21 protein-coding genes are annotated in these 24,835 nt (G+C 62.2%); 8 read left to right on the top strand and 13 right to left on the bottom strand.

Annotation, left to right across the window (positions count from 1 at the left end; genetic code table 11):
- Positions 1 to 333 precede the first annotated feature (333 nt).
- Positions 334 to 2,943, top strand: a complete 2,610-nt coding sequence (gene acnB / locus ACI7M0_RS17215; protein WP_004576788.1) for a bifunctional aconitate hydratase 2/2-methylisocitrate dehydratase — start codon at positions 334 to 336, stop codon at positions 2,941 to 2,943.
- Positions 2,944 to 3,118: 175 nt separating this feature from the next.
- Here the strand turns inward: acnB and prpD are convergent, their stop codons facing one another.
- From prpD to ACI7M0_RS17245, 6 genes are all read right to left on the bottom strand, one after another.
- Positions 3,119 to 4,603 carry a 2-methylcitrate dehydratase gene (gene prpD, locus ACI7M0_RS17220; RefSeq protein WP_129932129.1) on the bottom strand — a complete coding sequence of 495 codons (1,485 nt, stop codon included), beginning with the start codon at positions 4,601 to 4,603 and terminating at the stop codon, positions 3,119 to 3,121.
- Positions 4,604 to 4,774: 171 nt separating this feature from the next.
- The gene (gene prpF / locus ACI7M0_RS17225) at positions 4,775 to 5,965 is read right to left on the bottom strand and encodes a 2-methylaconitate cis-trans isomerase PrpF (protein ID WP_129932128.1); all 1,191 of its coding nucleotides are present in this window, start codon (positions 5,963 to 5,965) and stop codon (positions 4,775 to 4,777) included.
- A 151-nt stretch (positions 5,966 to 6,116) separates the two neighbouring features.
- The gene (gene acnD, locus ACI7M0_RS17230; protein ID WP_010953299.1) at positions 6,117 to 8,705 is read right to left on the bottom strand and encodes a Fe/S-dependent 2-methylisocitrate dehydratase AcnD; all 2,589 of its coding nucleotides are present in this window, start codon (positions 8,703 to 8,705) and stop codon (positions 6,117 to 6,119) included.
- 162 nt (positions 8,706 to 8,867) lie between these two features.
- Positions 8,868 to 9,995 (bottom strand): 2-methylcitrate synthase, encoded by a 1,128-nt coding sequence (prpC, locus tag ACI7M0_RS17235; protein ID WP_003250313.1) that lies wholly within the window; start codon positions 9,993 to 9,995, stop codon positions 8,868 to 8,870.
- Positions 9,996 to 10,055: 60 nt separating this feature from the next.
- Positions 10,056 to 10,946: a methylisocitrate lyase gene (gene prpB / locus ACI7M0_RS17240; RefSeq protein ID WP_012053054.1), complete on the bottom strand. Its 891-nt coding sequence runs from the start codon at positions 10,944 to 10,946 to the stop codon at positions 10,056 to 10,058.
- Positions 10,943 to 11,659 (bottom strand): GntR family transcriptional regulator, encoded by a 717-nt coding sequence (locus ACI7M0_RS17245; protein WP_003250308.1) that lies wholly within the window; start codon positions 11,657 to 11,659, stop codon positions 10,943 to 10,945. The genes prpB and ACI7M0_RS17245 overlap by 4 nt, the downstream gene beginning before the upstream one ends.
- Before the next feature lie 306 nt (positions 11,660 to 11,965).
- Between ACI7M0_RS17245 and ACI7M0_RS17250 the strand changes: the two genes are divergently transcribed.
- The 5 genes from ACI7M0_RS17250 (at position 11,966) to ACI7M0_RS17270 (ending at position 17,387) form a co-directional block, all read left to right on the top strand.
- The gene (locus ACI7M0_RS17250; protein ID WP_010953297.1) at positions 11,966 to 12,502 is read left to right on the top strand and encodes an ATP-dependent zinc protease; all 537 of its coding nucleotides are present in this window, start codon (positions 11,966 to 11,968) and stop codon (positions 12,500 to 12,502) included.
- Between the two features lie 5 nt (positions 12,503 to 12,507).
- Complete coding sequence (locus tag ACI7M0_RS17255; RefSeq protein ID WP_014591660.1) at positions 12,508 to 14,043, top strand: inactive transglutaminase family protein; 1,536 nt, start codon at positions 12,508 to 12,510, stop codon at positions 14,041 to 14,043.
- Positions 14,043 to 15,023 (top strand): alpha-L-glutamate ligase-like protein, encoded by a 981-nt coding sequence (locus ACI7M0_RS17260; RefSeq protein ID WP_104962137.1) that lies wholly within the window; start codon positions 14,043 to 14,045, stop codon positions 15,021 to 15,023. The genes ACI7M0_RS17255 and ACI7M0_RS17260 overlap by 1 nt, the downstream gene beginning before the upstream one ends.
- 208 nt (positions 15,024 to 15,231) lie before the next feature.
- Entirely contained in the window at positions 15,232 to 16,572 is a 1,341-nt protein-coding gene (gene pabB / locus ACI7M0_RS17265; RefSeq protein WP_129932127.1) for an aminodeoxychorismate synthase component I, read from the top strand.
- Positions 16,573 to 16,652: 80 nt separating this feature from the next.
- The gene (locus ACI7M0_RS17270; protein ID WP_003250299.1) at positions 16,653 to 17,387 is read left to right on the top strand and encodes a phosphoadenylyl-sulfate reductase; all 735 of its coding nucleotides are present in this window, start codon (positions 16,653 to 16,655) and stop codon (positions 17,385 to 17,387) included.
- Positions 17,388 to 17,558: 171 nt separating this feature from the next.
- On the opposite strand, the gene cysB is transcribed toward ACI7M0_RS17270, so the two are convergent.
- From cysB to ACI7M0_RS17285, 3 genes are all read right to left on the bottom strand, one after another.
- Positions 17,559 to 18,533, bottom strand: a complete 975-nt coding sequence (gene cysB, locus ACI7M0_RS17275; protein ID WP_010953293.1) for an HTH-type transcriptional regulator CysB — start codon at positions 18,531 to 18,533, stop codon at positions 17,559 to 17,561.
- Between the two features lie 128 nt (positions 18,534 to 18,661).
- Positions 18,662 to 19,159, bottom strand: a complete 498-nt coding sequence (locus ACI7M0_RS17280; protein ID WP_003250295.1) for a universal stress protein — start codon at positions 19,157 to 19,159, stop codon at positions 18,662 to 18,664.
- 124 nt (positions 19,160 to 19,283) lie between these two features.
- Positions 19,284 to 20,231, bottom strand: coding sequence for a putative 2-dehydropantoate 2-reductase (locus ACI7M0_RS17285; protein ID WP_129932126.1), 948 nt, complete (start codon positions 20,229 to 20,231; stop codon positions 19,284 to 19,286).
- 232 nt (positions 20,232 to 20,463) lie between these two features.
- On the opposite strand from ACI7M0_RS17285, the gene ACI7M0_RS17290 reads away from it, so the two are divergent.
- Positions 20,464 to 21,540, top strand: a complete 1,077-nt coding sequence (locus ACI7M0_RS17290; RefSeq protein WP_014591663.1) for a 3-deoxy-7-phosphoheptulonate synthase — start codon at positions 20,464 to 20,466, stop codon at positions 21,538 to 21,540.
- A gap of 69 nt (positions 21,541 to 21,609) precedes the next feature.
- On the opposite strand, the gene ACI7M0_RS17295 is transcribed toward ACI7M0_RS17290, so the two are convergent.
- Complete coding sequence (locus ACI7M0_RS17295; protein ID WP_003250290.1) at positions 21,610 to 21,891, bottom strand: GNAT family N-acetyltransferase; 282 nt, start codon at positions 21,889 to 21,891, stop codon at positions 21,610 to 21,612.
- A gap of 507 nt (positions 21,892 to 22,398) precedes the next feature.
- Between ACI7M0_RS17295 and ACI7M0_RS17300 the strand changes: the two genes are divergently transcribed.
- Positions 22,399 to 22,650 carry an Lpp/OprI family alanine-zipper lipoprotein gene (locus tag ACI7M0_RS17300; RefSeq protein WP_003250288.1) on the top strand — a complete coding sequence of 84 codons (252 nt, stop codon included), beginning with the start codon at positions 22,399 to 22,401 and terminating at the stop codon, positions 22,648 to 22,650.
- A gap of 133 nt (positions 22,651 to 22,783) precedes the next feature.
- On the opposite strand, the gene ACI7M0_RS17305 is transcribed toward ACI7M0_RS17300, so the two are convergent.
- The 3 genes from ACI7M0_RS17305 to ACI7M0_RS17315 form a co-directional block, all read right to left on the bottom strand.
- Complete coding sequence (locus tag ACI7M0_RS17305; RefSeq protein WP_020192894.1) at positions 22,784 to 23,761, bottom strand: L,D-transpeptidase family protein; 978 nt, start codon at positions 23,759 to 23,761, stop codon at positions 22,784 to 22,786.
- A gap of 113 nt (positions 23,762 to 23,874) precedes the next feature.
- On the bottom strand, positions 23,875 to 24,165 hold the full coding sequence (locus ACI7M0_RS17310) for a hypothetical protein (protein WP_014591666.1): 291 nt from the start codon (positions 24,163 to 24,165) through the stop codon (positions 23,875 to 23,877).
- Between the two features lie 58 nt (positions 24,166 to 24,223).
- Complete coding sequence (locus ACI7M0_RS17315; RefSeq protein WP_020192893.1) at positions 24,224 to 24,829, bottom strand: arylesterase; 606 nt, start codon at positions 24,827 to 24,829, stop codon at positions 24,224 to 24,226.
- Positions 24,830 to 24,835 lie beyond the last annotated feature (6 nt).

The following is a 24,835-nucleotide window of genomic DNA, read 5'->3' on the forward strand; positions in this document are numbered from 1 at the left end:
TCATGAACACCGCCTTACCTTCAGGCTTTTTTTACCGTAGAATCACCCGGCCTTTTCAAAGGCAACAATGTCCGTTGGAAGCTGTTTTCAAAGCGTCACGAGCACAGTTGATCCGGTAGAACGGCGTTGGCCCGGGCCATGCATCCCTCGCATGCCCGCGCCAGCCCTCATCAGTCCCCGTTCTGCAGGCGTAAAACTTTGAAAGCAGCTTCTGTAAGGATTCCTTGCGACCCTGGTTGGGCGGCCCACAAAGCCGCGGCAGCGCATGGGTGCATTGAATGCTGGATAAGCGTCCCGGACCCCCTTTAGGGACCACTGATGAGGGAAATAACTGTGCTTGAAGCCTACCGCAAACACATCGAAGAGCGCGCCGCCCTGGGTATCGTTCCCCAGCCGCTGAACGCCGAACAAACTGCAGGCCTGGTCGAGCTGCTGAAAAACCCGCCGGCCGGCGAAGAAGCCTTCCTCGTAGACCTGATCACCAACCGCGTACCGCCAGGGGTCGACGAAGCTGCCTACGTCAAGGCCGCTTTCCTCTCCGCCGTCGCCAAGGGCGAAGCCAAGTCGCCACTGATCGACCGCAAGCACGCCACCGAACTGCTGGGCACCATGCAGGGCGGCTACAACATCGAAACGCTGGTCGCACTGCTGGATGACGCCGAACTGGGCGCCGTCGCGGCCGAACAGCTCAAGCACACCCTGCTGATGTTCGATGCCTTCCACGACGTGGCCGAAAAAGCCAAGGCCGGCAACACGCACGCCAAGGCCGTCCTGGAATCCTGGGCTGCCGGCGAGTGGTTCACCTCGCGCCCGGCCATCGCCGACAAGTACACCCTGACCGTGTTCAAGGTGCCTGGCGAAACCAACACCGACGACCTGTCGCCTGCCCCGGACGCCTGGTCGCGCCCTGACATTCCGCTGCACGCCCTGGCCATGCTGAAAATGGCCCGCGACGGCATCGAGCCGCAGCAGCCTGGTTCGGTCGGCCCGCTGGCCCAGATCGAAGCCGTCAAGGCCAAGGGCTTCCCGGTTGCCTATGTCGGCGACGTGGTCGGTACCGGTTCCTCGCGTAAATCCGCTACCAACTCGGTACTGTGGTTCTTCGGCGACGACATCCCTTACGTGCCGAACAAGCGCGCCGGTGGTTTCTGCTTCGGCACCAAGATCGCCCCGATCTTCTACAACACCATGGAAGACGCCGGCGCCCTGCCGATCGAATTCGACTGCACCAACCTGGGCATGGGCGACGTCATCGACGTTTACCCATACAAAGGTGAAGTACGCCGTCACGACAGCGACGAGCTGGTCACCAACTTCGAGCTGAAAACCGAAGTGCTGCTGGATGAAGTCCGCGCTGGCGGCCGTATCCCGCTGATCGTCGGCCGTGGCCTGACCGAAAAAGCCCGTGCCGAGCTGGGCCTGGGTGCTTCCGACCTGTTCAAGAAACCAGAGCAGCCTGCCGATTCCGGCAAGGGCTTCACCCTGGCGCAGAAAATGGTCGGCCGTGCCTGTGGCCTGCCAGAAGGCCAGGGCGTGCGCCCAGGCGCCTACTGCGAGCCAAAAATGACCACCGTCGGCTCCCAGGACACCACAGGCCCGATGACGCGCGACGAGCTGAAAGACCTGGCATGCCTGGGCTTCTCTGCTGACCTGGTCATGCAGTCGTTCTGCCACACCGCGGCCTATCCGAAGCCGATCGACGTCACCACCCACCACACCCTGCCAGACTTCATCCGCACCCGTGGCGGCGTGTCGCTGCGCCCGGGTGACGGCATCATCCACAGCTGGCTGAACCGCATGCTGATGCCTGACACCGTAGGTACCGGTGGCGACTCGCACACCCGCTTCCCGATCGGCATCTCGTTCCCGGCCGGTTCCGGCCTGGTGGCCTTCGCTGCCGCCACCGGCGTCATGCCGCTGGACATGCCAGAATCGATCCTGGTGCGCTTCAAGGGCAAACTGCAACCAGGCATCACCCTGCGTGACCTGGTTCATGCCATCCCTTACTACGCCATCCAGAAGGGCCTGCTGACCGTCGAGAAGAAAGGCAAGAAAAACGCCTTCTCCGGCCGCATCCTGGAAATCGAAGGCCTGGACGAACTGACCGTCGAGCAAGCCTTCGAGCTGTCCGACGCCTCGGCAGAGCGTTCCGCTGCCGGTTGCACCATCAAGCTGCCGGAAAAGGCCATCGCCGAGTACCTGCAGTCCAACATCACCCTGCTGCGCTGGATGATCGGCGAAGGCTACGGCGATGCCCGCACCCTGGAGCGCCGTGCCCAGGCCATGGAAGCCTGGCTGGCCAAGCCTGAGCTGCTGTCGGCCGACGCCGATGCCGAATACGCCGAAATCATCGAAATCGACCTGGCCGACGTCAAGGAGCCTGTGCTCTGCGCGCCGAACGACCCGGACGATGCCCGCCTGCTGTCCTCGGTACAAGGCGAGAAGATCGACGAAGTGTTCATCGGTTCGTGCATGACCAACATCGGTCACTTCCGCGCTGCCGGCAAGCTGCTGGAGAAGGTCAAGGGTGGCATTCCGACCCGTCTGTGGCTGGCTCCGCCAACCAAGATGGACGCTCACCAGCTGACCGAAGAAGGCTACTACGGCATCTACGGCAAGGCTGGTGCACGCATGGAAATGCCAGGCTGCTCGCTGTGCATGGGCAACCAGGCACGTGTGCAGACCGGTTCGACCGTGGTCTCCACCTCGACCCGTAACTTCCCGAACCGTCTGGGCGACGCGACCAACGTGTACCTGGCATCGGCCGAGCTGGCCGCTGTCGCTTCGATCATCGGCAAACTGCCGACCGTCGAAGAGTACATGCAGTACGCGAAAGACATCGACAGCATGGCTGCCGACGTTTACCGCTACCTGAGCTTCGACCAGATCGCCGAGTTCCGCGAAGCGGCAGCCAACGCCAAGATCCCGGTGGTTCAGGCGTAAGCTGAGTTACACGTTGTAAACAAAGCCCCGGCAGCGATGCCGGGGCTTTGTTGTTTGGGCCTGTGCCGGCCATTTCGCGGCTAAAGCCGCTCCTACAGGGCTCCCACGGTGTTCGAGACCTGCGCATGCCCCTGTAGGAGCGGCTTTAGCCGCGAAGCAACCGGCACAGGCCATCTCATATCACAAACAAGTCCACGAACCTGTGCACAGCCGTGCCTTCCAGCTTCTGCTGGTCCTTGCACAGTTCGAAAACCTGCTGACACCGCTGCCGGGCAAAGCGGGTCGCCAGGTTGGCCTTGAACTTGGCCTCCAGCAACGGTATCCCCTCCCCGCGCCGCCGACGATGCCCGATCGGGTACTCCACCACCACTTGCTCGGTGCTGCTGCCATCCTTGAAGAACACCTGCAGCGCGTTGGCGATCGAACGCTTGTCCGGCTCCAGGTACTCGCGACTGAAGCGCGGGTCTTCCACCACCTCCATCTTCTCGCGCAGGCGGTCGATACTGGGGTGGTTGGCATGGAAAGCGTCCTCATAATGCTCCGCCACCAGATGACCAAAGATCAGTGGCACAGCCACCATGTACTGCAGGCAGTGGTCACGGTCGGCGGCATTGGCCAGTGGGCCGCTCTTGGAGATGATGCGGATCGCTGATTCCTGGGTGGTGATGACGATGCGGTCGACTTCATGCAGACGATTACGCACAAGTGGATGCAGGGTGACTGCTGCCTCACACGCGGTCTGCGCATGGAACTCAGCAGGGAAACTGACCTTGAACAGCACGTTCTCCATCACATAGCTGCCCAACGCCTGGGGCAGGCGCAGCTCGTACTGCCCGGCGGGCTTGAGCGCCAGGTCTTTGTTGGTATGGCTGAACGAAACATCGTAGAACCCCCACTGCGACGCCGTGAGCACGCCCGGCACGCCCATTTCCCCACGCAAGGCGATGTCGGCCAGGCGCACACCTCGGCTGGAGGCGTCACCCGCAGCCCAGGACTTGCGCGAACCGGCGTTGGGCGCATGGCGATAGGTACGAAGGGCCTGGCCGTCGACGAAGGCGTGGGACAAGGCCGAGAGCATCTGCTCACGATTGGCCCCCATCAGCCTGGCGCACACGGCGGTCGAGGCGACCTTCACCAGGATCACGTGATCGAGGCCGACACGGTTGAAGGCGTTTTCCAGCGCCAGCACGCCCTGGATCTCATGCGCCATGACCATGGCCTCCAGCACATCACGCATCAGCAGTGGCTTTTCACCCGCGGCAACCCGTTTCTGTGACAGGTGGTCAGCCACTGCCAGGATGCCGCCAAGGTTGTCCGAGGGATGAGCCCATTCGGCGGCCAGCCAGGTGTCGTTGTAGTCCAGCCAGCGCACCGTGCAGCCAATGTCCCAGGCGGCCTTGACCGGGTCGAGGCGATAGGAGGTGCCGGGGACGCGAGCACCATTCGGGACCAGCGTGCCTTCCACCTGGGGGCCAAGGAGCTTGGTGCACTCAGGGAAACGCAAGGCGAGAAGGCCGCAACCGAGGGTGTCCATCAGGCAGTTGCGCGCGGTGTCCAGGGCCTCGCGGGATTCGACCCGGTAGCCGAGGGCGTAATCGGCCAGGGTTTGTAGCACCCGGTCGTAATCCGGGCGGTCGTTGAGGTCTACGTTGGCGCTCATATCCAGCTCCCTTCAGAATTGCCGGGGCTGCTGCGCAGCCCTTCGCGGGCTTGCCCGCTCCCACAGGTTGACCACGGCATTCAGAACCTGTGGTTACCCTGTGGGAGCGGGCAAGCCCGCGAAGGGCCGCTTGGCAGCCCCAACGAACTAAAGCCGAGCGCCAGTGGTGCGTTAGAAGCTGTCGCCAGGCACGCGAACCCAGCCCTCCATCAGCACGCGAGCACTACGGCTCATGATTGCCTTGGTTACCGTCCACTCACCATTCACCTGGCGTGCCTCGGCCCCGACCCGCAGGGTGCCCGAAGGATGACCGAAACGCACAGCGCTGCGCTCGCCTCCGCCAGCGGCGAGGTTGACCAGCGTGCCCGGAATGGCCGCCGCAGTGCCAATTGCCACCGCAGCCGTACCCATCATGGCATGGTGCAGCTTGCCCATCGACAAGGCCCGCACCAGCAGGTCGATCTCACCGGCCTGCACCGCCTTGCCACTGGAGGCAGTGTAGGTGCTCGGCGGCGCGACGAACGCCACTTTCGGCGTGTGCTGACGCCCGGCAGCCTGGTCGACGTTGTCGATAAGCCCCATGCGCACGGCGCCATAGGCGCGAATGGTCTCGAAGCGCAGCAGCGCCTGCGGATCGCCGTTGATGGCGTCCTGCAGTTCGGTACCGGTGTAGCCGATATCGGCAGCATTGACAAAAATGGTCGGGATGCCGGCATTGATCAAGGTCGCCTTGAACGTACCGACCCCCGGCACTTCCAGGTCATCAACCAGATTGCCGGTGGGGAACATGGCACCGCCACCGCCGTCTTCATCGGCTGCAGGGTCAAGAAACTCCAGCTGCACCTCGGCCGCCGGGAAGGTGACCCCGTCCAGCTCGAAGTCGCCGGTTTCCTGCACTTCACCTCCAGTGATCGGGACGTGGGCGATGATGGTCTTGCCGATATTCGCCTGCCAGATACGCACGGTGGCGATACCGTTGCGCGGAATACGCGCCGGGTCGACCAGGCCACTGCTGATGGCAAACGAACCGACCGCAGCGGACAGGTTGCCGCAGTTGCCGCTCCAGTCGACGAAGGCCTTGTCGATGCTGACCTGGCCGAACAGGTAGTCGACATCGTGTTCGGGCTTGATGCTTTGCGACAGGATGACGGTCTTGCTGGTGCTCGACGTGGCGCCGCCCATGCCGTCGATCTGCTTGCCGTAAGGGTCGGGGCTGCCGATTACCCGCAGCAGCAGCGCATCGCGAGCGGGACCTGGAATTTGCGCCTGCTCGGGCAGGTCCTGCAGGCGGAAGAACACACCTTTGCTGGTGCCGCCGCGGATGTAGGTGGCGGGGATTTTGATCTGGGGTACATGTGCCATTTTATTGGGCATCCTGATAGTCCGGTGAAATACCCTGGGGCTGCCTTGCAGCCCTGTCGCGACACAAGGTCGCTCCCACAGGTACTGCGCCGCCCTTTGTGGGAGCGGCCTTGTGTCGCGAAAGGGCCGCAAAGCGGCCCCCGATTCATGCTCAGGCGGTCGCTTCGAGGAAGTCCTGGGCAAAGCGCTGCAGCACCCCGCCCGCTTCGTAGATCGACACTTCCTCGGCGGTGTCCAGACGGCAGGTCACCGGTACTTCCAGGCACTCGCCATTGGCACGGGTAACCACCAGGGTCAGGGTCGCCCGTGGCGTACGCGCACCCAGCACGTCATAGGTTTCGCTGCCATCCAGGCCCAGGGTCTTGCGGTCGGTGCCCGGCTTGAACTCCAGCGGCAGCACGCCCATGCCTACCAGGTTGGTGCGGTGAATACGCTCGAAGCCTTCGGCCACGATCGCCTCGACACCGGCCAGACGCACGCCCTTGGCCGCCCAGTCACGGGACGAACCCTGGCCGTAGTCGGCACCGGCGACAATGATCAGCGGCTGCTTGCGCTGCATGTAGGTCTCGATCGCCTCCCACATGCGGGTAACCTTGCCTTCCGGCTCGATACGCGCCAGCGAGCCCTGTTTCACACTGCCATCGTCATTGCGCACCATTTCGTTGAACAGCTTGGGGTTGGCGAAGGTGGCGCGCTGGGCGGTCAGGTGGTCGCCACGGTGGGTAGCGTAGGAGTTGAAGTCTTCTTCCGGCAGGCCCATTTTCGCCAGGTATTCACCGGCGGCGCTGTCGAGCATGATGGCGTTGGACGGCGACAGGTGGTCGGTGGTGATGTTGTCCGGCAGCACCGCCAGCGGGCGCATGCCACGCAACGTGCGCTCGCCGGCCAGGGCACCTTCCCAGTAGGGAGGGCGGCGGATGTAGGTGCTCATCGGGCGCCAATCATACAGCGGCGCAACTTTCGGCCCGCGGTCTTCCTCGATGGCGAACATCGGGATGTAGACCTTGCGGAACTGCTCCGGCTTGACCGCTGCACGCACCACCGCATCGATTTCTTCGTCGCTGGGCCAGATGTCCTTGAGGCGGATTTCCTTGCCATCGACCACGCCCAGCACATCCTTCTCGATGTCGAAACGAATGGTACCGGCAATGGCATACGCCACCACCAGCGGTGGCGAGGCCAGGAAGGCCTGCTTGGCGTACGGGTGGATACGCCCGTCGAAGTTGCGGTTACCCGACAACACGGCAGTGGCGTACAGGTCGCGGTCGATGATTTCTTGCTGGATCACCGGGTCCAGGGCGCCGGACATACCGTTGCAGGTGGTGCAGGCGAAAGCGACGATGCCAAAGCCAAGTTGCTCCAGCTCCTTCTCCAGCCCTGCTTCCTCCAGGTACAGCTGCACGGCCTTGGAGCCGGGAGCCAGCGACGACTTGACCCACGGCTTGCGGGTCAGGCCCAGCTTGTTGGCATTGCGCGCAATCAGGCCTGCGGCAATCACGTTGCGCGGGTTGCTGGTGTTGGTGCAACTGGTGATGGCAGCGATGATCACCGCGCCGTCCGGCATCTGCCCCGGCACTTCTTCCCAGCTGCCGGCGATGCCTTTGGCCGCCAGGTCGCTGGTGGCGACGCGGGCATGCGGGTTGGACGGGCCGGCCATGTTGCGTACCACGCTCGACAGGTCGAAGCTCAGGGTACGCTCGTAGACCGCGCCGCCCAGGCTGTCAGCCCACAGGCCGGTGGCCTTGGCGTAGGTTTCCACCAGTTTGACCTGCTGCTCTTCACGGCCGGTCAGGCGCAGGTAGTCGATGGTCTGCTGGTCGATGGCGAACATCGCCGCCGTGGCGCCGTATTCCGGGGCCATGTTGGAAATGGTGGCGCGGTCGCCCAAGGTCAGGGCACGGGCACCCTCACCATGGAACTCCAGGTAAGCGCCGACCACTTTCTGCTTGCGCAGGAATTCGGTCAAGGCCAGTACCAGGTCGGTGGCAGTGATGTTCGGGGCCAGTTTGCCAGTCAGCTCGACGCCGACGATCTCCGGCAGACGCATCCAGGAGGCGCGGCCGAGCATCACGTTTTCGGCTTCCAGGCCGCCTACGCCGATGGCGATCACACCCAGTGCATCGACATGCGGCGTGTGGCTGTCGGTGCCGACGCAGGTGTCCGGGTAGGCTACGCCGCGGTCGCTGTGGACCACCGGTGACATCTTCTCCAGGTTGATCTGGTGCATGATGCCGTTGCCCGGCTGGATCACGTCGACGTTCTTGAACGCCTTCTTGGTCCAGTTGATGAAGTGGAAGCGGTCTTCGTTGCGGCGATCTTCGATGGCGCGGTTCTTTTCGAAGGCCTGCGGGTCGAAACCACCACACTCGACGGCCAGCGAGTGGTCGACGATCAATTGCACCGGCACCACCGGGTTGACCTGGGCCGGGTCGCCGCCTTTATCGGCAATGGCGTCACGCAGGCCGGCAAGGTCGACCAGCGCAGTCTGGCCGAGGATGTCATGGCACACCACGCGGGCCGGGAACCACGGGAAGTCGAGGTCGCGCTTGCGTTCGATCAGCTGGCTCAGCGAGGCATCGAGCGTAGCAGGGTCGCAGCGGCGCACCAGGTTCTCGGCGAGCACGCGGGACGTGTATGGCAAGCCGTCGTAGGCGCCGGGCTTGATCGCCTCGACCGCCGCGCGGGCATCGAAGTAGTCCAGGTCGGTGCCTGGCAGGTGCTTGCGGTATGCAGTGTTCATCATGGAATCAGGCTCGGTCACAGGATTCGGAAGGTTTCACCGTACCTGTGGGAGCGGGCGTGCCCGCGAATGCGTCAGCAGGTGCACAGTGGTTGCAAGGCCGGGTGCATTCGCGGGCACGCCCGCTCCCTCAAGGGAAACGGGTTGCCTCTCTATAGCTATTCAGCGCTGCTCGATCGGCACGAACTGGCGCTGTTCGACGCCGACATACTCGGCGCTCGGGCGGATGATGCGGTTGTTGGCGCGCTGCTCGAAGACGTGCGCCGCCCAGCCGGTCAGCCGCGAGCAGACGAAGATCGGGGTGAACAGCTTGGTCGGAATGCCCATGAAGTGGTACGCCGAGGCATGGTAGAAGTCGGCGTTGGGGAACAGGCGCTTCTGCTCCCACATGGTCTTGTCGATGGCTTCGGAAACCGGGTACAGCACCTTGTCACCCACTTCGTCAGCCAGCTGCTTCGACCAGCCTTTGATCACCTCGTTGCGCGGGTCGGACTCTTTGTAGATGGCATGGCCAAAGCCCATGATCTTGTCTTTGCGCTCGAGCATGCGCAGCAGCTCGGCGGTGGCTTCCTGCGGGCTCTGGAAGCGTTCGATCAGCTCCATCGCAGCCTCGTTGGCACCGCCGTGCAGCGGGCCACGCAGCGAGCCGATGGCTGCGGTAACGCAGGAGTACAAGTCAGACAGGGTCGAGGCACAGACGCGGGCAGTGAAGGTCGAGGCGTTGAATTCGTGCTCAGCGTAGAGAATCAGCGACACGTTCATGACCTTGACGTGCAGCTCGCTCGGCTTCTTGCCGTGCAGCAGGTGCAGGAAGTGGCCACCCAAGGTGTCTTCATCAGTGGTGCAGTCGATGCGTACGCCATGGTGGGTGAAGCGGTACCAGTAGCACATCACGGCCGGGAACAGCGCCAGCAGGCGGTCGGTCTTGTCGCGCTGGGCTTCAAAGGTCAGTTCTGGTTCGAGGGTGCCCAGTACCGAGCAACCGGTGCGCATGACGTCCATCGGGTGGGCATCGCGCGGGATGCGCTCAAGCACTTCCTTCAAGGCTTGCGGCAGGTCACGCAGGCCCTTGAGCTTGCGCTTGTAGTCGGCCAGTTCGGCCTGGGTTGGCAGCTCGCCATACAGCAGCAGGTAGGCGACTTCTTCGAACTCGGCACCGGCGGCCAGGTCACGCACATCATAACCACGGTAGGTCAGCCCGGCACCGGCCTGGCCCACGGTCGACAGTGCAGTCTGGCCGGCCACCTGGCCACGCAGGCCTGCGCCACTGAGTACTTTTGCTTCGGCCATGGTGTTTCTCCTTTCTTGAATTTGTTATGGATGCTTTCTGGCTAATTCGGGCGCTAGCGCTTAGCCCTTCTTCTGGGCAAACAGTGCATCGAGGCTCTGCTCGAAGGCGTGATAACCAATGGCATCGTAAAGCTCCATGCGAGTCTGCATGGTGTCGATCACATTCTTTTGCGTGCCGTCACGGCGCAGCGCGGTATACACGTTCTCGGCCGCCTTGTTCATGGCGCGGAACGCCGACAGCGGGTACAGCACCAACGACACGTCGACCGAGGCCAGCTCTTCGGTTGTGTACAGCGGCGTGGCACCGAACTCGGTGATGTTGGCCAGGATCGGTGCCTTCACCCGATCAGCGAAAGTCTTGTACATCTGCAGTTCGGTGATGGCTTCCGGGAAAATCATGTCGGCGCCAGCTTCGACACACGCTTCGGCACGGTCCAGGGCGGCGTTCAGGCCTTCGACGGCCAGCGCATCGGTACGCGCCATGATCACGAAGCTGTCATCGCTGCGGGCGTCGACGGCAGCTTTGATACGGTCGACCATTTCCTGCTGGCTGACAATTTCCTTGTTGGGACGGTGGCCACAACGCTTGGCGCCAACCTGGTCCTCGATATGGATGGCGGCAGCGCCGAACTTGCTCATCGAGCGCACGGTACGGGCAACGTTGAAAGCCGAAGCGCCGAAGCCGGTGTCGACATCCACCAGCAGCGGCAGGTCGCACACGTCGGTGATGCGACGCACGTCTGTGAGCACGTCGTCCAGGCCAGTGATGCCCAGGTCTGGCAGGCCCAGGGAGCCGGCAGCCACGCCGCCACCTGACAGGTAGATGGCCTTGAAGCCGGCGCGCTTGGCCAGCAGGGCATGGTTGGCGTTGATGGCGCCAACCACCTGCAGCGGATGCTCAGCGGCAACGGCGTCACGGAAACGCTGACCGGGGGTGCTCTTGACTGTCATTTCTCACCTCGTGTGCTGTTGTTGTGGGCGTCCAGGTAGTGACGCTCGATATTGCGCTTGGACGCGCCGATGTGGCGGCGCATCAGGAGTTCGGCCAGTTCGCCGTCACGGTCGGCGATGGCATCAAGAATGCGATGGTGTTCGGCAAAGGCCTGGCGTGGCCGGTTAGGCGTGGCAGAGAACTGGATACGGTACATGCGCACCAGCTGGTACAGCTCGCCGCAGAGCATCTTGACCAGGGTCTGGTTGCCGCTACCCTGAATAATCCGGTAATGGAAGTCGTAGTCGCCTTCCTGCTGGTAGTAGCCCAGGCCGGCCTGGAACGCGGCATCGCGCTCATGGGTGTCGAGCACCCGGCGCAGTTCGTCGATGTCGGCCTGGCTCATGCGCTCGGCGGCCAGGCGACAGGCCATGCCTTCCAGCGACTCGCGGATTTCGTACAGCTCGATCAGCTCGGCGTGGTTGAGCGATACCACTCGCGCGCCCACATGCGGCACGCGCACCAGCAGGCGCTGGCCTTCAAGGCGGTGGATAGCCTCGCGTAGCGGCCCGCGGCTGATGCCATAGGTGCGCGCCAACTCCGGCTCGGAAATCTTGCTGCCGGGGGCGATATCACCCTTGACAATGGCCGCCTGGATGCGTCGGAAGACGTTTTCGGAGAGGGTTTCCGTTTCGTCTGTCAGCACCGGGCCGGGGGTGGAAAGGTCCTGCATATTGTCGACACCTTTTAAAACTCTTGGTCAGAAACTAGCGAAACAAGACCTGCAAGTCAAAGACAAAATGAACATTGTCGACAATCGTCTAATCGCGAACTATCACCACTTCAACGCTGTCAGATCGCGCACCGCTGGCGTCAAGACGTCGGCGTGATAGAATGCCGCGCCTCCGATGGGGTATGGATAGCCTGTCTGTCATGCATTCGTGCCTGTTGACAGATAAACGAGGAAGCTTGCGCAGTAATTGCCAGTCACCTTGACCTGAACCTTGCCTAGAACCTTGCAATGCACCGCGCCAGGAATATGAGACTTACACCCGTTTTATTGCTGCTATGCCTCACCCTGCTGCCGGCCCTTGGCCAGGCTGCGGGCAAGACCGTGTATGGTCTCAACGAATACGCACATCTGGGCGACCTGGACCTGGAAGTGGCCGCCAAGCTCGACACCGGTGCCAAGACCGCGTCGCTCAGTGCCCGCGACATCAAGCGGTTCAAGCGCAATGGCGAAAGCTGGGTACGCTTCTACCTCGCCATCGATGCGGCCCATTCGCACCCGATCGAACGCCCACTGGCACGTGTCAGCAAGATCAAGCGCCGGGCTGGCGACTATGATGCCGAATCGGGCAAGGCCTACACGGCCCGCCCGGTCATCGAACTCGAAATCTGCATGGGCCAGACCAGGCGCACCATCGAAGTCAACCTCACCGACCGCAGCGCGTTCCAGTTCCCGCTGCTGATCGGTTCCGAGGCACTCAAGCACTTCGACGCACTGGTTGACCCAAGCCTTAAATATGCGGCCGGCAAACCTGCCTGTGCCACCGACGCTCCCAAAGCAGAGTAATCCCGATGCGCTCTCTTACCCTCCATCTGAAAGTCCTGATCACCGTGCTGGTGCTATTGGGCGTGGCGGTCACGGCTTATCAGATCTTCGTGCTCGGCATCCCGGTGACCGAGGATGAAACCGACGACCTGTGGAACATCGACGCCAAGGTCGAGTTCGTGGCCAGCAGCAAGGACCCGGTCAAGGTGCAGATGTTCGTGCCACCGCTGAACCGCGACTACGTCAGCCTCAACGAGAGCTTCATCTCCAACAACTACGGGGTCAGCATCAACCGTGCCGACGGCAACCGCAAGGTTACCTGGTCGGCACGTCGCGCCAGTGGCAACCAGACCCTCTACTACCGCCTGGTACTGACCAAGCGCTACAGCAACGAGAAGACCAAGGTCAAAGGCCCGACCTTCCGTGACAGCCTGGCCGTCGAAGGCCCCGAGAAGATCGCCGCTGAAGCGCTGATGGCGCCTATACGCCAGCACTCGGCCGACGTCGAGACCTTCGTCAGCGAGACCATCAAGCGGGTCAACAACCTCAACGACGACAACGTCAAGCTGCTGCTGGCCGGCGACACTTCGGCAATGAAGAAGGCCCAGGTCATCGACCTGCTGCTGTCCATCGCCCACGTGCCGATGGAAAAGGTGCACACCATCCGCCTGCTGGCCGACACCCCGCAAACCCCGGAGCTGTGGCTGCGCAGCTTCAACGGCGACGACTGGCTGTACTTCAACCCGGACACCGGTGAGCAAGGCCTGCCGAGCGACCGCCTGCTGTGGTGGACCGGTGACGACAACCTGATCACCGTCGATGGCGGCAAGAAGGCCACCGTCACCTTCAGCATGAACAACAGCGAGATGAACGCCATCCGCCTGGCCAAGCTGACCGACGAGAACACCGACGCCGACTTCCTCGAATACTCGCTGTACGGCCTGCCGCTGCAAACCCAGCAAACCTTCATGATCATGGTCATGATCCCGATCGGCGTGCTGGTGATCCTGGTGCTGCGCAACCTGATCGGCATCCAGACCCTGGGCACATTCACCCCGGTGCTGATCGCCCTGGCGTTCCGCGAAACCCAGCTGGGCTTCGGTATCATGCTGTTCACGGTGATCACAGCACTGGGCCTGTCGCTGCGCTCGTACCTGGAACACCTCAAGCTGCAGATGCTGCCACGCCTGTCGGTGGTATTGACCTTCGTCGTGGTACTGATTGCCGCCATCAGCCTGTTCAGCCACAAGCTGGGCCTTGAACGCGGGCTGTCGGTAGCGCTGTTCCCGATGGTGATCCTGACCATGACCATCGAACGCCTGTCGATCACCTGGGAGGAGCGTGGTGGCGGCCATGCCATGAAAGTGGCCATCGGCACCCTGTTCGCCGCCTCCCTGGCACACCTGCTGATGATGGTGCCGGAGCTGGTGTACTTCGTGTTCACCTTCCCGGCGGTGCTGCTGATCCTGGTGGGCTTCATGCTGGCGATGGGCCGTTATCGCGGCTACCGCCTGACCGAGCTCGTGCGCTTCAAGGCCTTTCTGAACAAGGCAGACACCTGATGTTTGGCCTCATCAAGACGTGGAAAGCCCTGGAGGCCCGGGGCATCATGGGTATCAACCGGCGTAACGCGGACTATGTGCTGAAGTACAACAAGCGCAACCTGTACCCGATCGTCGACGACAAGATCATCACCAAGGAGCGCGCACTGGCGGCCGGCATCCATGTGCCGGAAATGTACGGCATCATCGAGACCGAAAAAGAGATCGAGAAGCTCGACCAGATCATCGGCGGTCGCAGCGATTTCGTCATCAAGCCGGCGCAAGGCGCCGGCGGTGACGGCATCCTGGTAATCGCCGACCGCTTCGAGGACCGCTACCGCACAGTGTCGGGCAAGATCATCAGCCATGAGGAAATCGAGCACCAGATTTCCAGCATCCTCACTGGGCTGTACTCCCTCGGCGGGCACCGTGACCGCGCGCTGATCGAGTACCGCGTGACCCCGGACCAGATATTCAAGAGCATCAGCTACGAAGGTGTACCGGACATCCGCATCATCGTGCTGATGGGCTACCCGGTGATGGCCATGCTGCGCCTGCCGACCCGCCAGTCTGGCGGCAAGGCCAACCTGCACCAGGGCGCCATCGGTGTGGGTGTCGACCTGGCCACCGGCGTGACCCTGCGCGGCACCTGGCTGAACAACATCATCAGCAAGCACCCGGACACCACCAACGCGGTGGACGGCGTGCAACTGCCGAACTGGGACGGTTTCATGAAGCTGGCCGCTGGCTGCTACGAACTGTGCGGCCTGGGCTATATCGGCGTGGACATGGTGCTTGACCAGGAAAAGGGCCCGCTGATTCTGGAGCTCAACGCCCGCCCGGGGCTGAACATCCAGATTGCCAACGACTGCGGCCTGACTCAGCGCACCCATGCCATCGAGGCGCACATCGAAGCACTGGCCAAGGAGGGTGTGACCGAAGACGCCGAGCAGCGGGTACGGGTAGCACAGGGCCTGTTCGGGCATGTGCCCAACCGCTGAAATACAGGGGCTGCCTTGCAGCCCATTCGCAGCACAAGGTTGCTCTTGCAAGCACTGCAGTTGATTCAAGCGCTTCGCTCGACCTGCAGGAACTGCCTTGTGCTGCGTATGGGCCAAACACAATGTTGAATGTCGTACCCAGCGCTAGGCGCTTTTCCTGCACAGGTCTACAATCGCCCTCCTCGCTTTTACATCGCCGTCCATACTGATGCCGACCTGCACGCTACACCCCCTGCCCTACCAGCCCGACCCTGCCGCCTATTTCGCCCACCTGCGCCAGGCCCCCGGTGCGATCCTGCTCGACAGCGCGCGCCCCGGTGCCGAACGCGGGCGTTTCGACCTGCTCAGCGCCTGGCCGCTGCAACAACTGCAGGCGCAGCCCGATGAAGATGGCCGCGTCTTCCTCCAGCGCCTGCGCGCTGGCCTGGCACAACTGGGCCACGCCGACTTGCCCAACGGTGTAGAGCTGCCCTTCGCCGGGGGCCTGATCGGCTACCTGAGCTACGACTTCGGCCGCCGCCTGGAACACCTGCCAAGTCTGGCCGTGGACGACCTGGGCTTGCCAGACGCACAACTGGGCCTGTATGCCTGGGCACTGGTCAGCGATCATCTGCTCGGCACCAGCCAGCTGGTGTTCCACCCGAGCCTGGCCGGCGACGAGCGCGAACGCCTGATCAGCCTGTTCCAGGACACCAGCGCCACCACCGGCGACTTCCGGCTGCTCGCGCCGATGGCCGGTGACCTGGAGCCGGAGCAATACAAAACCGCTTTCGACCAGGTACAACGCTACATCCAGGCCGGTGACTGCTACCAGATCAACCTCACCCAACGCTTTCGCGCACCCTGCCAAGGCGATCCATGGCGGGCCTACCAGGCCCTGCGCCAGGCCTGCCCGACCCCCTTCTCCGGCTACCAGCAACTGGAAGACGGCAGTACCCTGCTGAGCTTTTCGCCCGAGCGCTTCATCCGCGTCAGCCAGGGCCAGGTGGAAACCCGGCCGATCAAGGGCACCCGCCCACGCGCCAGCGACCCGGCGGAAGACCAGCGTAATGCACAGGAGCTGCTGCACAGCCCGAAGGACCGCTCGGAAAACCTGATGATCGTCGACCTGCTGCGCAACGACCTGGGGCGCACGTGCGAGATTGGCTCAGTGAAGGTACCGGAACTGTTCAGCCTGGAGAGTTACCCCAACGTGCACCATCTGGTCAGCAGCATCACCGGCCAGCTGGCCAGCGACAAGGATGCGCTGGACCTGATCGGCGACAGCTTCCCTGGCGGCTCGATCACCGGCGCACCGAAGATCCGCGCCATGCAGATCATCGACGAACTGGAACCCGCGCGCCGCGCGCTGTACTGCGGCTCGCTGCTGTATGTGGATGTGCGCGGCGAAATGGACAGTTCGATCGCCATTCGCAGCTTGCTGATCAAAGATGGCCAGGTCAGTTGCTGGGGCGGCGGCGCGGTGGTAGCCGACTCGCAGTGGCAGGCCGAGTATGAAGAGTCGATCGCCAAAGTGCGGGTGCTGATGCAGACCCTGCAGGGCTTGTGAGCCCATCTAGACCACGATTTTTTTGTTACCATCCCCCTACTACGAGCGCACAGCGCCACAGCCAAGATGGAAACCGCCTGATGAGCCAACCCTTCGACGTCGCCGCCCTGGCCGCGACCTATGCCAACAAGTCCCCGCAGGACATCCTCAAGCTTGCCTTCGAGCACTTCGGTGATGACCTGTGGATCTCCTTCAGCGGCGCCGAGGATGTGGTGCTGGTCGACATGGCCTGGAAGCTGAACAAGCAGGTAAAGGTATTCAGCCTCGACACTGGGCGCCTGCACCCGGAGACCTACCGGTTCATCGACCAGGTACGCGAACAGTACAACCTGCCCATCGAGATCCTCAGCCCCGACCGCGCCAAGCTCGACCCGTTCGTCAAGGAAAAGGGCCTGTTCAGCTTCTACAAGGACGGCCATGGCGAGTGCTGCGGCATTCGCAAGATCGAGCCGCTGCGACGCAAGCTGGCCACCGTCAGCGCCTGGGCCACCGGCCAGCGCCGCGACCAAAGCCCGGGCACCCGCAGCCAGGTGGCGGCACTGGAAATCGACAGCGCCTTTTCCACGCCTGAGCGCACGCTGTACAAGTTCAACCCACTGGCGCAGATGAGCAGTGAAGAGGTATGGGGTTATATCCGCATGCTCGAGCTGCCGTACAACAGCCTGCACGAGCGTGGCTTCATCAGCATTGGCTGCGAGCCATGCACCCGCCCGGTGCTGCCAAACCAGCATGAGCGTGAAGGGCGCTGGTGGTGGGAAGAGTCGACGCAGAAGGAATGTGGGTTGCATGCGGGCAACCTGATCAGCAAGGCTTGAGATAGCTAGGGCGGCCTGTAGGAGCGGGTTTACCCGCGAAGAAGACACCGCGGTGGCTGGCACGGGCTTCGCCCGTGTTCGCGGGCAAGCCTGCTCCCACAGGGATCGCGCCAGCTTTCAGACATTGAGCAAGGGCCGTTACTCCCACAGCGACCCCATCACCCCCCCGAATCAGTGCACCGGCAGTTCGACGCCTTCGAACAATTCTTCCAGCTCTTGCTTGTTATGGCACTGAATGGCCTTGGCCATCACTTCACGGGTCAGGTGCGGGGCAAACTTCTCGATGAAGTCGCACATGAAGCCGCGCAGGAAGGTGCCACGACGGAAGCCGATCTTGGTGATGCTGGCTTCGAACAGCTCACTGGCATCCAGCGCCACCAAGTCACTGTCGAGCTTGGCGTCCACAGCCATGCCGGCAACGATACCCACGCCCAGCCCCAGGCGCACATACGTCTTGATCACGTCGGCGTCAGCCGCGGTGAAGACCACTTTTGGCGTGAGGCCGCGGTGATTGAAAGCCTCATCCAACTTCGAGCGCCCGGTGAAACCGAACACGTAGGTGACGATCGGGTATTCGGCGACGGCTTCCAGGGTCAGTTTCGGCAGCTTGGCCAGTGGGTGCCCCTGTGGCACCACAACGCAACGGTTCCACTTGTAGCACGGCATCATGATCAGGTCGCCGAACAGCTCCAGCGCCTCGGTGGCGATGGCGAAATCGACCGTACCGTCCGCAGCCATCTCGGCAATCTGCATGGGCGACCCCTGATGCATGTGCAGGGACACCTCCGGATACTGCTTGATGAAGCTGCTGATAACCGGCGGCAACGCATAGCGCGCCTGGGTGTGGGTGGTGGCGATGGACAGCGTGCCCTTCTTCTCGTTGGAGAACTCCTGGGCAATCTGCTTGATGCTCTCGACCTTGCGCAGGATTTCGCCTGCGGTATTGATGATGCGCTCACCGGCCGGGGTAACGCGGGTCAGATGCTTGCCGCTGCGGGCAAAGACTTCAACACCCAATTCGTCTTCGAGCAGGCGGATCTGCTTGCTGATACCTGGCTGGGAGGTATACAGGCTCTGCGCCGTCGCGGAGACGTTGAGGTCATGGTGCGCCACTTCCCAGATGTAGCGCAGTTGTTGAAGCTTCATAGGTTTCCCTCGGTTCAGCGGTGAGTCCGCGGCAGCAGGCAGCGACGATATATAACTATATTAGTGGTTCTGGAAATAAATCTAGAACTATTTTGTTACATGCCCGCGGAAATGGACTGCACCTATCTTCACGTTTTCCTACGCCCCAGATGCTGCGCCAAGGGCACCATGTACACCGGCACCGGCGACAGCTGCAGCAGCCGCACCGCCGTGCGCCCCAGCGGTACATCCACCCCGGCACCGGCACTGTGGCTACCGAATATCAACAGGTCGACGCTTAGCCGCTGGGCCTGGTCGAGAATCACCTGCGCCGGGTCGCCCTGTCGCACACGCACGGCCTTGATCACCGCCAGGTCAGCCTCTTCGCCCAGCTCGTCGCGAAAGTTTTCCAGTACACGCTGCTCTATGTTCGCCATCACCGTGTTCACCCCCTGGCTGTGCAATTGATCGAGCGTCTGCTCATCGAGGTAGCTTTGCAGGAGGGATTCGGCGAACTGGCCCATCGGCTCGACCGCGTGGATCACATACAACTCGGCACCGAACGTGCGCGCCAGGGCCAGCGCATGTTGCATCACGAAAGGGGCGTAGACACCGAGGTCGGTGGCGTACAGCATGGAGCGGATCATTCGACCTCCTCGACTGCCGCAGCGGCAGAGCAAGCTTCAGCTTAGCAGCGCGCCGGACGCTCGCTTTGCCGTCCGGCGCGCTGCTGCCGTGGGCTGGAGGGCCCCGCCGAAGCCTCGGCCACCCTCAGGCCGGCCGGTCGCTGCTGTCGATGAAACTCAGCGCTTGGTACAGCATTTCAGTGCGCGGCATGCTGCAGCCTGCCGCCCGTGCGCGTGCCAGCGGCTCGGCGTAAATGGCCTCCAGCTCCAGCGGGCGTTTGTGGACATGGTCGTGATACATGCTCGGCCAGTAGTCGGGCATGCGCTCGGTCACCTGGAACAAGTGCTCGGCATAGCCCGCGGGCAGTACATGGCCACAGGCTGCCGCCCCCTGCACCACCTCGGCCATCAAGGCCTGTATCAGCTCGCGGCTATTGCTGTCGACCATCAGTGGCGAAGTGCTGGCCCCCAGCAGCACCGACAGGCCGTTGTAAGGTACATTCCATACCAGCTTCTGCCAGCGCGCCAAGGCCAGGTTCGGCATGGCCTGCGAGTCGATCCCCGCAGCCTGGAACAACCCGGCGCCTTCATTCACCAGCGCGACACCGCAATCGGTGGCCGGCCCACTGTGATACCCCAGGTTGACCGCCCCCAGCGCCTGGTGGCGGATTACACCTGGAGCCTGGCGGTTGACACAGATGAAGCACAGGCCGCCGAGCAGGTGCATGTCGCTGCGCAAGGCAGGACGCAACTGCTCCTCGACACCCAGGCCGTTCTGCAACAGCACCACCTTGGCGCCGGGCGCAGCAGCCTGGACGATCAACGGTGCCAACTGCTCGTTGCTGGTGGCCTTGGCCCCGATCAGGAGCCAGTCACAGGGCGGCATGTCAGCGGCACTGACGTAAGCCTGCACATTCATGTGCAGTGCGCCATGCACGGCACTGTCCAGGCTCAGCCCGCGCTCACAAACGGCCTGGTACTCGCTGCGCAACAGAAAATGCACATCGAAACCGGCCCGGGCCAGCATCAACCCATAAAAGCCGCCGATGGCGCCACTGCCGATGATGCCGATGCGAGGGGGGTGCGAATGCATGCCAATCTCCAGGTAAAGGGTCAGCACTCTTTTTACACAGGTTACGTAGCGCTGGGCAGTCCATTCGCGCGCAACACCCTCGCTCAGGTAAAAACCCCACAATGACTGGGTTCAGCCCATTGTCGTGCCATCTGTAACGCGCTAAGGTTCGGCTCCCCGCTGCGATTATTCTTGCTGCTGGGCCGCACGGGGATAGTTGGCGGCCGGCACCCGTGACCTGACGAGTAACACGATGGCTGATTTACCGATCGATGACTTGAACGTTGCCTCCAACGAGACCCTGATCACCCCTGATCAGCTCAAGAAGGAAATCCCCCTCAGCGCCAAGGCCCTGCAGACCGTGACTGCCGGCCGTGAAGTGGTGCGCAATATTCTCGACGGCAAGGACCATCGCCTGTTCGTCGTGGTCGGCCCTTGCTCCATCCACGACATCAAGGCAGCCCACGAATACGCCGAGCGCCTGAAAGTGCTGGCCGAAGAAGTGTCCGATACGCTGTACCTGGTCATGCGCGTGTACTTCGAAAAGCCGCGCACCACCGTCGGCTGGAAAGGCCTGATCAACGATCCGTACCTGGATGACTCGTTCAAGATCCAGGACGGCCTGCACATCGGCCGCAAGCTGCTGCTGGACCTGGCCGAAATGGGCCTGCCGACCGCCACCGAAGCGCTCGACCCGATTTCGCCGCAGTACCTGCAAGACCTGATCAGCTGGTCGGCCATCGGTGCCCGCACCACCGAATCGCAAACACACCGCGAGATGGCCTCGGGCCTGTCCTCGGCGGTGGGTTTCAAGAACGGCACCGACGGCGGCCTGACCGTTGCCATCAATGCCCTGCAGTCGGTGTCCAAGCCGCACCGCTTCCTGGGCATCAACCAGGAGGGCGGCGTGTCGATCGTCACCACCAAGGGCAACCCATACGGCCACGTGGTACTGCGCGGCGGCAATGGCAAGCCGAACTACGACTCGGTCAGCGTCGCCCTGTGCGAACAGGACCTGGCCAAGGCCAAGATCAAGGCCAACATCATGGTCGACTGCAGCCATGCCAACTCCAACAAGGACCCGGCCCTGCAACCGCTGGTGATGGAGAACGTCGCCAACCAGATTCTCGAGGGCAACCAGTCGATCATCGGCCTGATGGTCGAAAGCCACCTGAACTGGGGCTGTCAGTCCATTCCGAAAAACCTGGACGATTTGCAGTATGGCGTGTCGATCACGGACGCCTGCATCGACTGGTCGGCTACCGAGAAAACCCTGCGCAGCATGCATGCCAAGCTCAAGGATGTGCTGCCGCAGCGTAAGCGCGGCTGAACATTGCGGGAATGAAAAACGCCGGGCACTGCCCGGCGTTTTTTGTTGTGTCTGGCGCCTGTCGTCAGCTCAGGCCTTGCTCGAATGCCGCTGCTGGCGCTCCATGTAACGCTCCACATACGAGCAAGACGGGATCACCGTGTAGCCCATCTGCTCGGCGTACTCCAGAGCCCGCTCGGTCAGGGCGGCAGCGATCCCACGGCCGCGCAGGGCGTTGGGCACGAAGGTGCGATAGATGTCCAGCGTCTGCTTGCCCAGATCCATGTACGTCAAGTAGGCACGATGACCGTCCACGTTGGTCTCGAACTGATGACCGGCCTGGTCATGGTGGATGGTCAGCGCTTCGCTCATCACTACTCCTCGCAGGTCTTCTCGGCAGACCCTTACCTTAACCGATGGTGGTTTATCCGGCACAGAATCCTCTACGCCACCTGTTGCCGCTTCGACCATTGGACGATTGTAATCGTTCGGATCGTCTGGCACTGACAAGATAGTAGGCACCGCAAGCGGGATTGCTCAAGGTGCTGGCGGTTAAAAAAGGCTAAACCGCCGCCTAGGCGACTTTCCCAAGCCCGCCCAACAGCCACCGGATGTACTAGGGCTTAAGACGCTGATCGACAGTTAAAGTCACCCTTAGTTCAACAAAAAAGTTCCTGTACCACAACCGCTTGCGAACCCTGCAGTTTTTTTTCACAGACACGTCGCAAATCTTGTCGGCGCGGAGTCAAGCAACATTTTTTTTGCAGTTCTTGCGCTCTGTCAGTTTACTTACTACAAGTAATGGGTACTATGTACGCCGGCCAGTTTCTCTTTCCTGAGAGATGGCTATTTAATAGAAAGTCCTTGAAGGGGAACACGATGAACAACGTTCTGAAATTCTCTGCTCTGGCTCTGGCCGCAGTTCTGGCTACCGGTTGCAGCAGCGTATCCAAAGAAACCGAAGCTCGTCTGACTGCGACTGAAGACGCAGCAGCTCGCGCTCAAGCTCGTGCTGACGAAGCCTACCGTAAGGCTGACGACGCAATGGCAGCCGCTCAGAAGGCTCAGCAGACCGCTGACGAAGCCAACGAGCGCGCCCTGCGTATGCTGGACAAAGCCAGCCGCAAGTAATAATCCTCACGGATTGTTAAGAAGCCGACCCACTTGTGGGTCGGCTTTTTTATTGCCTTTGAAACCGACAAACGCGGTCAGCAGGTACGAAAAGGCCTGCACTAAGGGCAGGCCTGGGTACGCCGAAATTACCTTACTGCAGTTCGGGCGGAATGCTCGTCACCATCGGTGCGGCCCCTTGGTTTTCCACCGGCACGGCAATTTCTACCGGCATACCATCTTCTGCAGCCACCACGTCACGCACCATGTCCCAGTTCATGCGTAGGTTATTGGCCAGGTCTTCGCGCTTGAGCAAGGCATTGATAACTGCGGTGTGTTTGTCGACAACCGACGGGTTACCCTGATCATCCAGCGGCGTGTGTGCCTCAAGATAGACCTTGCCGGCGCTGATACCGAACTTGTAAGGCTCGTTGATGATGCGCACTGGCGTCCCCACCGGCACCATCTTCGACAGTTCAAGCACGTTGTTGTTGAACATGCGGAAGCAACCGTGACTGGTGCGCATGCCAATGCCGAACTTCTTGTTCGAACCATGGATCAGGTAGCCCGGTACGCCCAAGGTGAACTTGAACGGCCCCAGCGGGTTGTCCGGGCCAGCCGGCACCACAGTCGGCAGGATGTCACCGTCCTCGGCGTGCTCTTTGCGAATCGAAGCGGGCGGCGTCCAGGTCGGGTTGGGTGTCTTGGCGGTGATCCTGGTGTTGGCGATCGGCGACCCCCACCCCTCGCGACCAATGCCCAGCGGGAAGGTGTACACCACGCTCTCCCCCTTGGGGAAGTAGTACATGCGGTACTCAGCCAGGTTGATGACGATGCCTTCGCGCGGGCCCGGCGGCAGGACGAAACGGGTCGGCAGGATGATCTCGGTGCCAGCGCCCGGCAGCCAAGGGTCCACGCCGGGGTTGGCGGCAATCATTTCCAGGTAGCCGAGGTCGTTTGCGGTGCCGATATCGGCGAACGTGTCCTCGTACTTTGCCTTGATCACATGCACTTGGCCGACGATGTCTTCACCGGGCGGTGGCAGTGGCAGCTCCAGCGCAGCAGCGGGGCCCGCTACCAACAGGGCGGCCAGGGACAGGCTACGGGTGACGGCAGGAAAGCGCGGCAACATCCGGTAAATCCTTCGAAAGGTGGGTCAAGAGGATCGATTGTACACCCGCGTCGATGCAAGCGGGAGGCATTGGCACGTTGCAAGCGTTTCAGATGATGAAAGGTGCTTTTCGTTCAGCTGCCGTGCAGCTCTGGCCACACCGGACGCATGCCACGTCGCTGGGCATCGAGGATGGCACGGCACAGCTCACACAGGCGACCATCGCGGTAGATCGATCGCGGCACCCCCGACCAACGCGGCTGGGCTGGCAGCAGGCCGCCACACAAGGTACGGTCGACCGGCACGCCCAGCTCGAGCTGGCGGGCCACGAGGTGGACGCGGCTTTCCTGGCAGGCGAACAGGTCGAGCTGCTCGTCGGGCTCGATCAGTTGATAGGCATACAGGGACCAGGCAGGGCGCGGCATTTGGAGCACTCGAAACGGGGGGCGCAACATTAGCCCAAAGGCGGCCCCGTTTAAAGCTTCACAGCAAGGGTTTTATCGCTGGCCAGGCATTTTCCAGCAGGCGCTGCTGAGCCCCCTGGGCCGGATGGATGCCATCAGCCTGCATCAGTTCAGGTACGCCCCCTACCCCTTCGAGGAAAAACGGCACCAAAGGAACCTGTTTGTCCGCTGCCAGCTGTTCATACACCTTGGCAAAGGCGGTAGTGTAACGCACACCATAATTGGGCGGCAGGCGCATGCCCAATAGCAGCACCTTGGCCCCTGCCTGACGCGAATGCTCGATCATCGAGGCAAGATTTTGTTGCAATTGTGCAGGCGACTGCCCGCGCAGGCCATCGTTGCCGCCCAGCTCCAGCACCACCAGGCTCGGTTTATGTGCTGCAAGCAGCGCCGGCAGCCGCGCCTGGCCACCTGCGCTGGTGTCGCCACTGATCGAAGCATTGACCACTTTGTCGTCAAAACCTTCGTCCCTGAGGCGGGCCTGCAAGAGAGACACCCAGCCCTGACGGCTATCCAGGCCAAAACCGGCGCTGATACTATCGCCAACAACCAGCAGTGTTCCTGCCGCTGCGCTCTGGGCCAGGCAATACAGGGCCAGACCGGCACTCAACCACCACACTCGCATCGGATT

The organism is Pseudomonas sp. 10(2024) (assembly GCF_045164175.1).
Lineage (GTDB): Bacteria > Pseudomonadota > Gammaproteobacteria > Pseudomonadales > Pseudomonadaceae > Aquipseudomonas > Aquipseudomonas alloputida.

Bases quoted from the DNA above. Each gene is read 5' to 3' on its own strand.
- acnD (WP_010953299.1), bottom strand. From the start codon at position 8,705: ATGAACACTGCATACCGCAAGCACCTGCCAGGCACCGACCTGGACTAC.
- ACI7M0_RS17280 (WP_003250295.1), bottom strand. From the start codon at position 19,159: ATGATCCGCTCCATGCTGTACGCCACCGACCTCGGTGTCTACGCCCCT.
- ACI7M0_RS17315 (WP_020192893.1), bottom strand. From the start codon at position 24,829: ATGCGAGTGTGGTGGTTGAGTGCCGGTCTGGCCCTGTATTGCCTGGCC.
- ACI7M0_RS17270 (WP_003250299.1), top strand. From the start codon at position 16,653: ATGAGCCAACCCTTCGACGTCGCCGCCCTGGCCGCGACCTATGCCAAC.
- prpB (WP_012053054.1), bottom strand. From the start codon at position 10,946: ATGACAGTCAAGAGCACCCCCGGTCAGCGTTTCCGTGACGCCGTTGCC.
- ACI7M0_RS17260 (WP_104962137.1), top strand. From the start codon at position 14,043: ATGTTTGGCCTCATCAAGACGTGGAAAGCCCTGGAGGCCCGGGGCATC.
- prpF (WP_129932128.1), bottom strand. From the start codon at position 5,965: ATGGCACATGTACCCCAGATCAAAATCCCCGCCACCTACATCCGCGGC.
- ACI7M0_RS17295 (WP_003250290.1), bottom strand. From the start codon at position 21,891: ATGAGCGAAGCGCTGACCATCCACCATGACCAGGCCGGTCATCAGTTC.
- prpC (WP_003250313.1), bottom strand. From the start codon at position 9,995: ATGGCCGAAGCAAAAGTACTCAGTGGCGCAGGCCTGCGTGGCCAGGTG.
- ACI7M0_RS17245 (WP_003250308.1), bottom strand. From the start codon at position 11,659: ATGCAGGACCTTTCCACCCCCGGCCCGGTGCTGACAGACGAAACGGAA.
- ACI7M0_RS17290 (WP_014591663.1), top strand. From the start codon at position 20,464: ATGGCTGATTTACCGATCGATGACTTGAACGTTGCCTCCAACGAGACC.
- ACI7M0_RS17305 (WP_020192894.1), bottom strand. From the start codon at position 23,761: ATGTTGCCGCGCTTTCCTGCCGTCACCCGTAGCCTGTCCCTGGCCGCC.
- ACI7M0_RS17300 (WP_003250288.1), top strand. From the start codon at position 22,399: ATGAACAACGTTCTGAAATTCTCTGCTCTGGCTCTGGCCGCAGTTCTG.
- ACI7M0_RS17250 (WP_010953297.1), top strand. From the start codon at position 11,966: ATGAGACTTACACCCGTTTTATTGCTGCTATGCCTCACCCTGCTGCCG.
- prpD (WP_129932129.1), bottom strand. From the start codon at position 4,603: ATGAGCGCCAACGTAGACCTCAACGACCGCCCGGATTACGACCGGGTG.
- ACI7M0_RS17310 (WP_014591666.1), bottom strand. From the start codon at position 24,165: ATGCCGCGCCCTGCCTGGTCCCTGTATGCCTATCAACTGATCGAGCCC.
- pabB (WP_129932127.1), top strand. From the start codon at position 15,232: ATGCCGACCTGCACGCTACACCCCCTGCCCTACCAGCCCGACCCTGCC.
- ACI7M0_RS17255 (WP_014591660.1), top strand. From the start codon at position 12,508: ATGCGCTCTCTTACCCTCCATCTGAAAGTCCTGATCACCGTGCTGGTG.
- ACI7M0_RS17285 (WP_129932126.1), bottom strand. From the start codon at position 20,231: ATGCATTCGCACCCCCCTCGCATCGGCATCATCGGCAGTGGCGCCATC.
- cysB (WP_010953293.1), bottom strand. From the start codon at position 18,533: ATGAAGCTTCAACAACTGCGCTACATCTGGGAAGTGGCGCACCATGAC.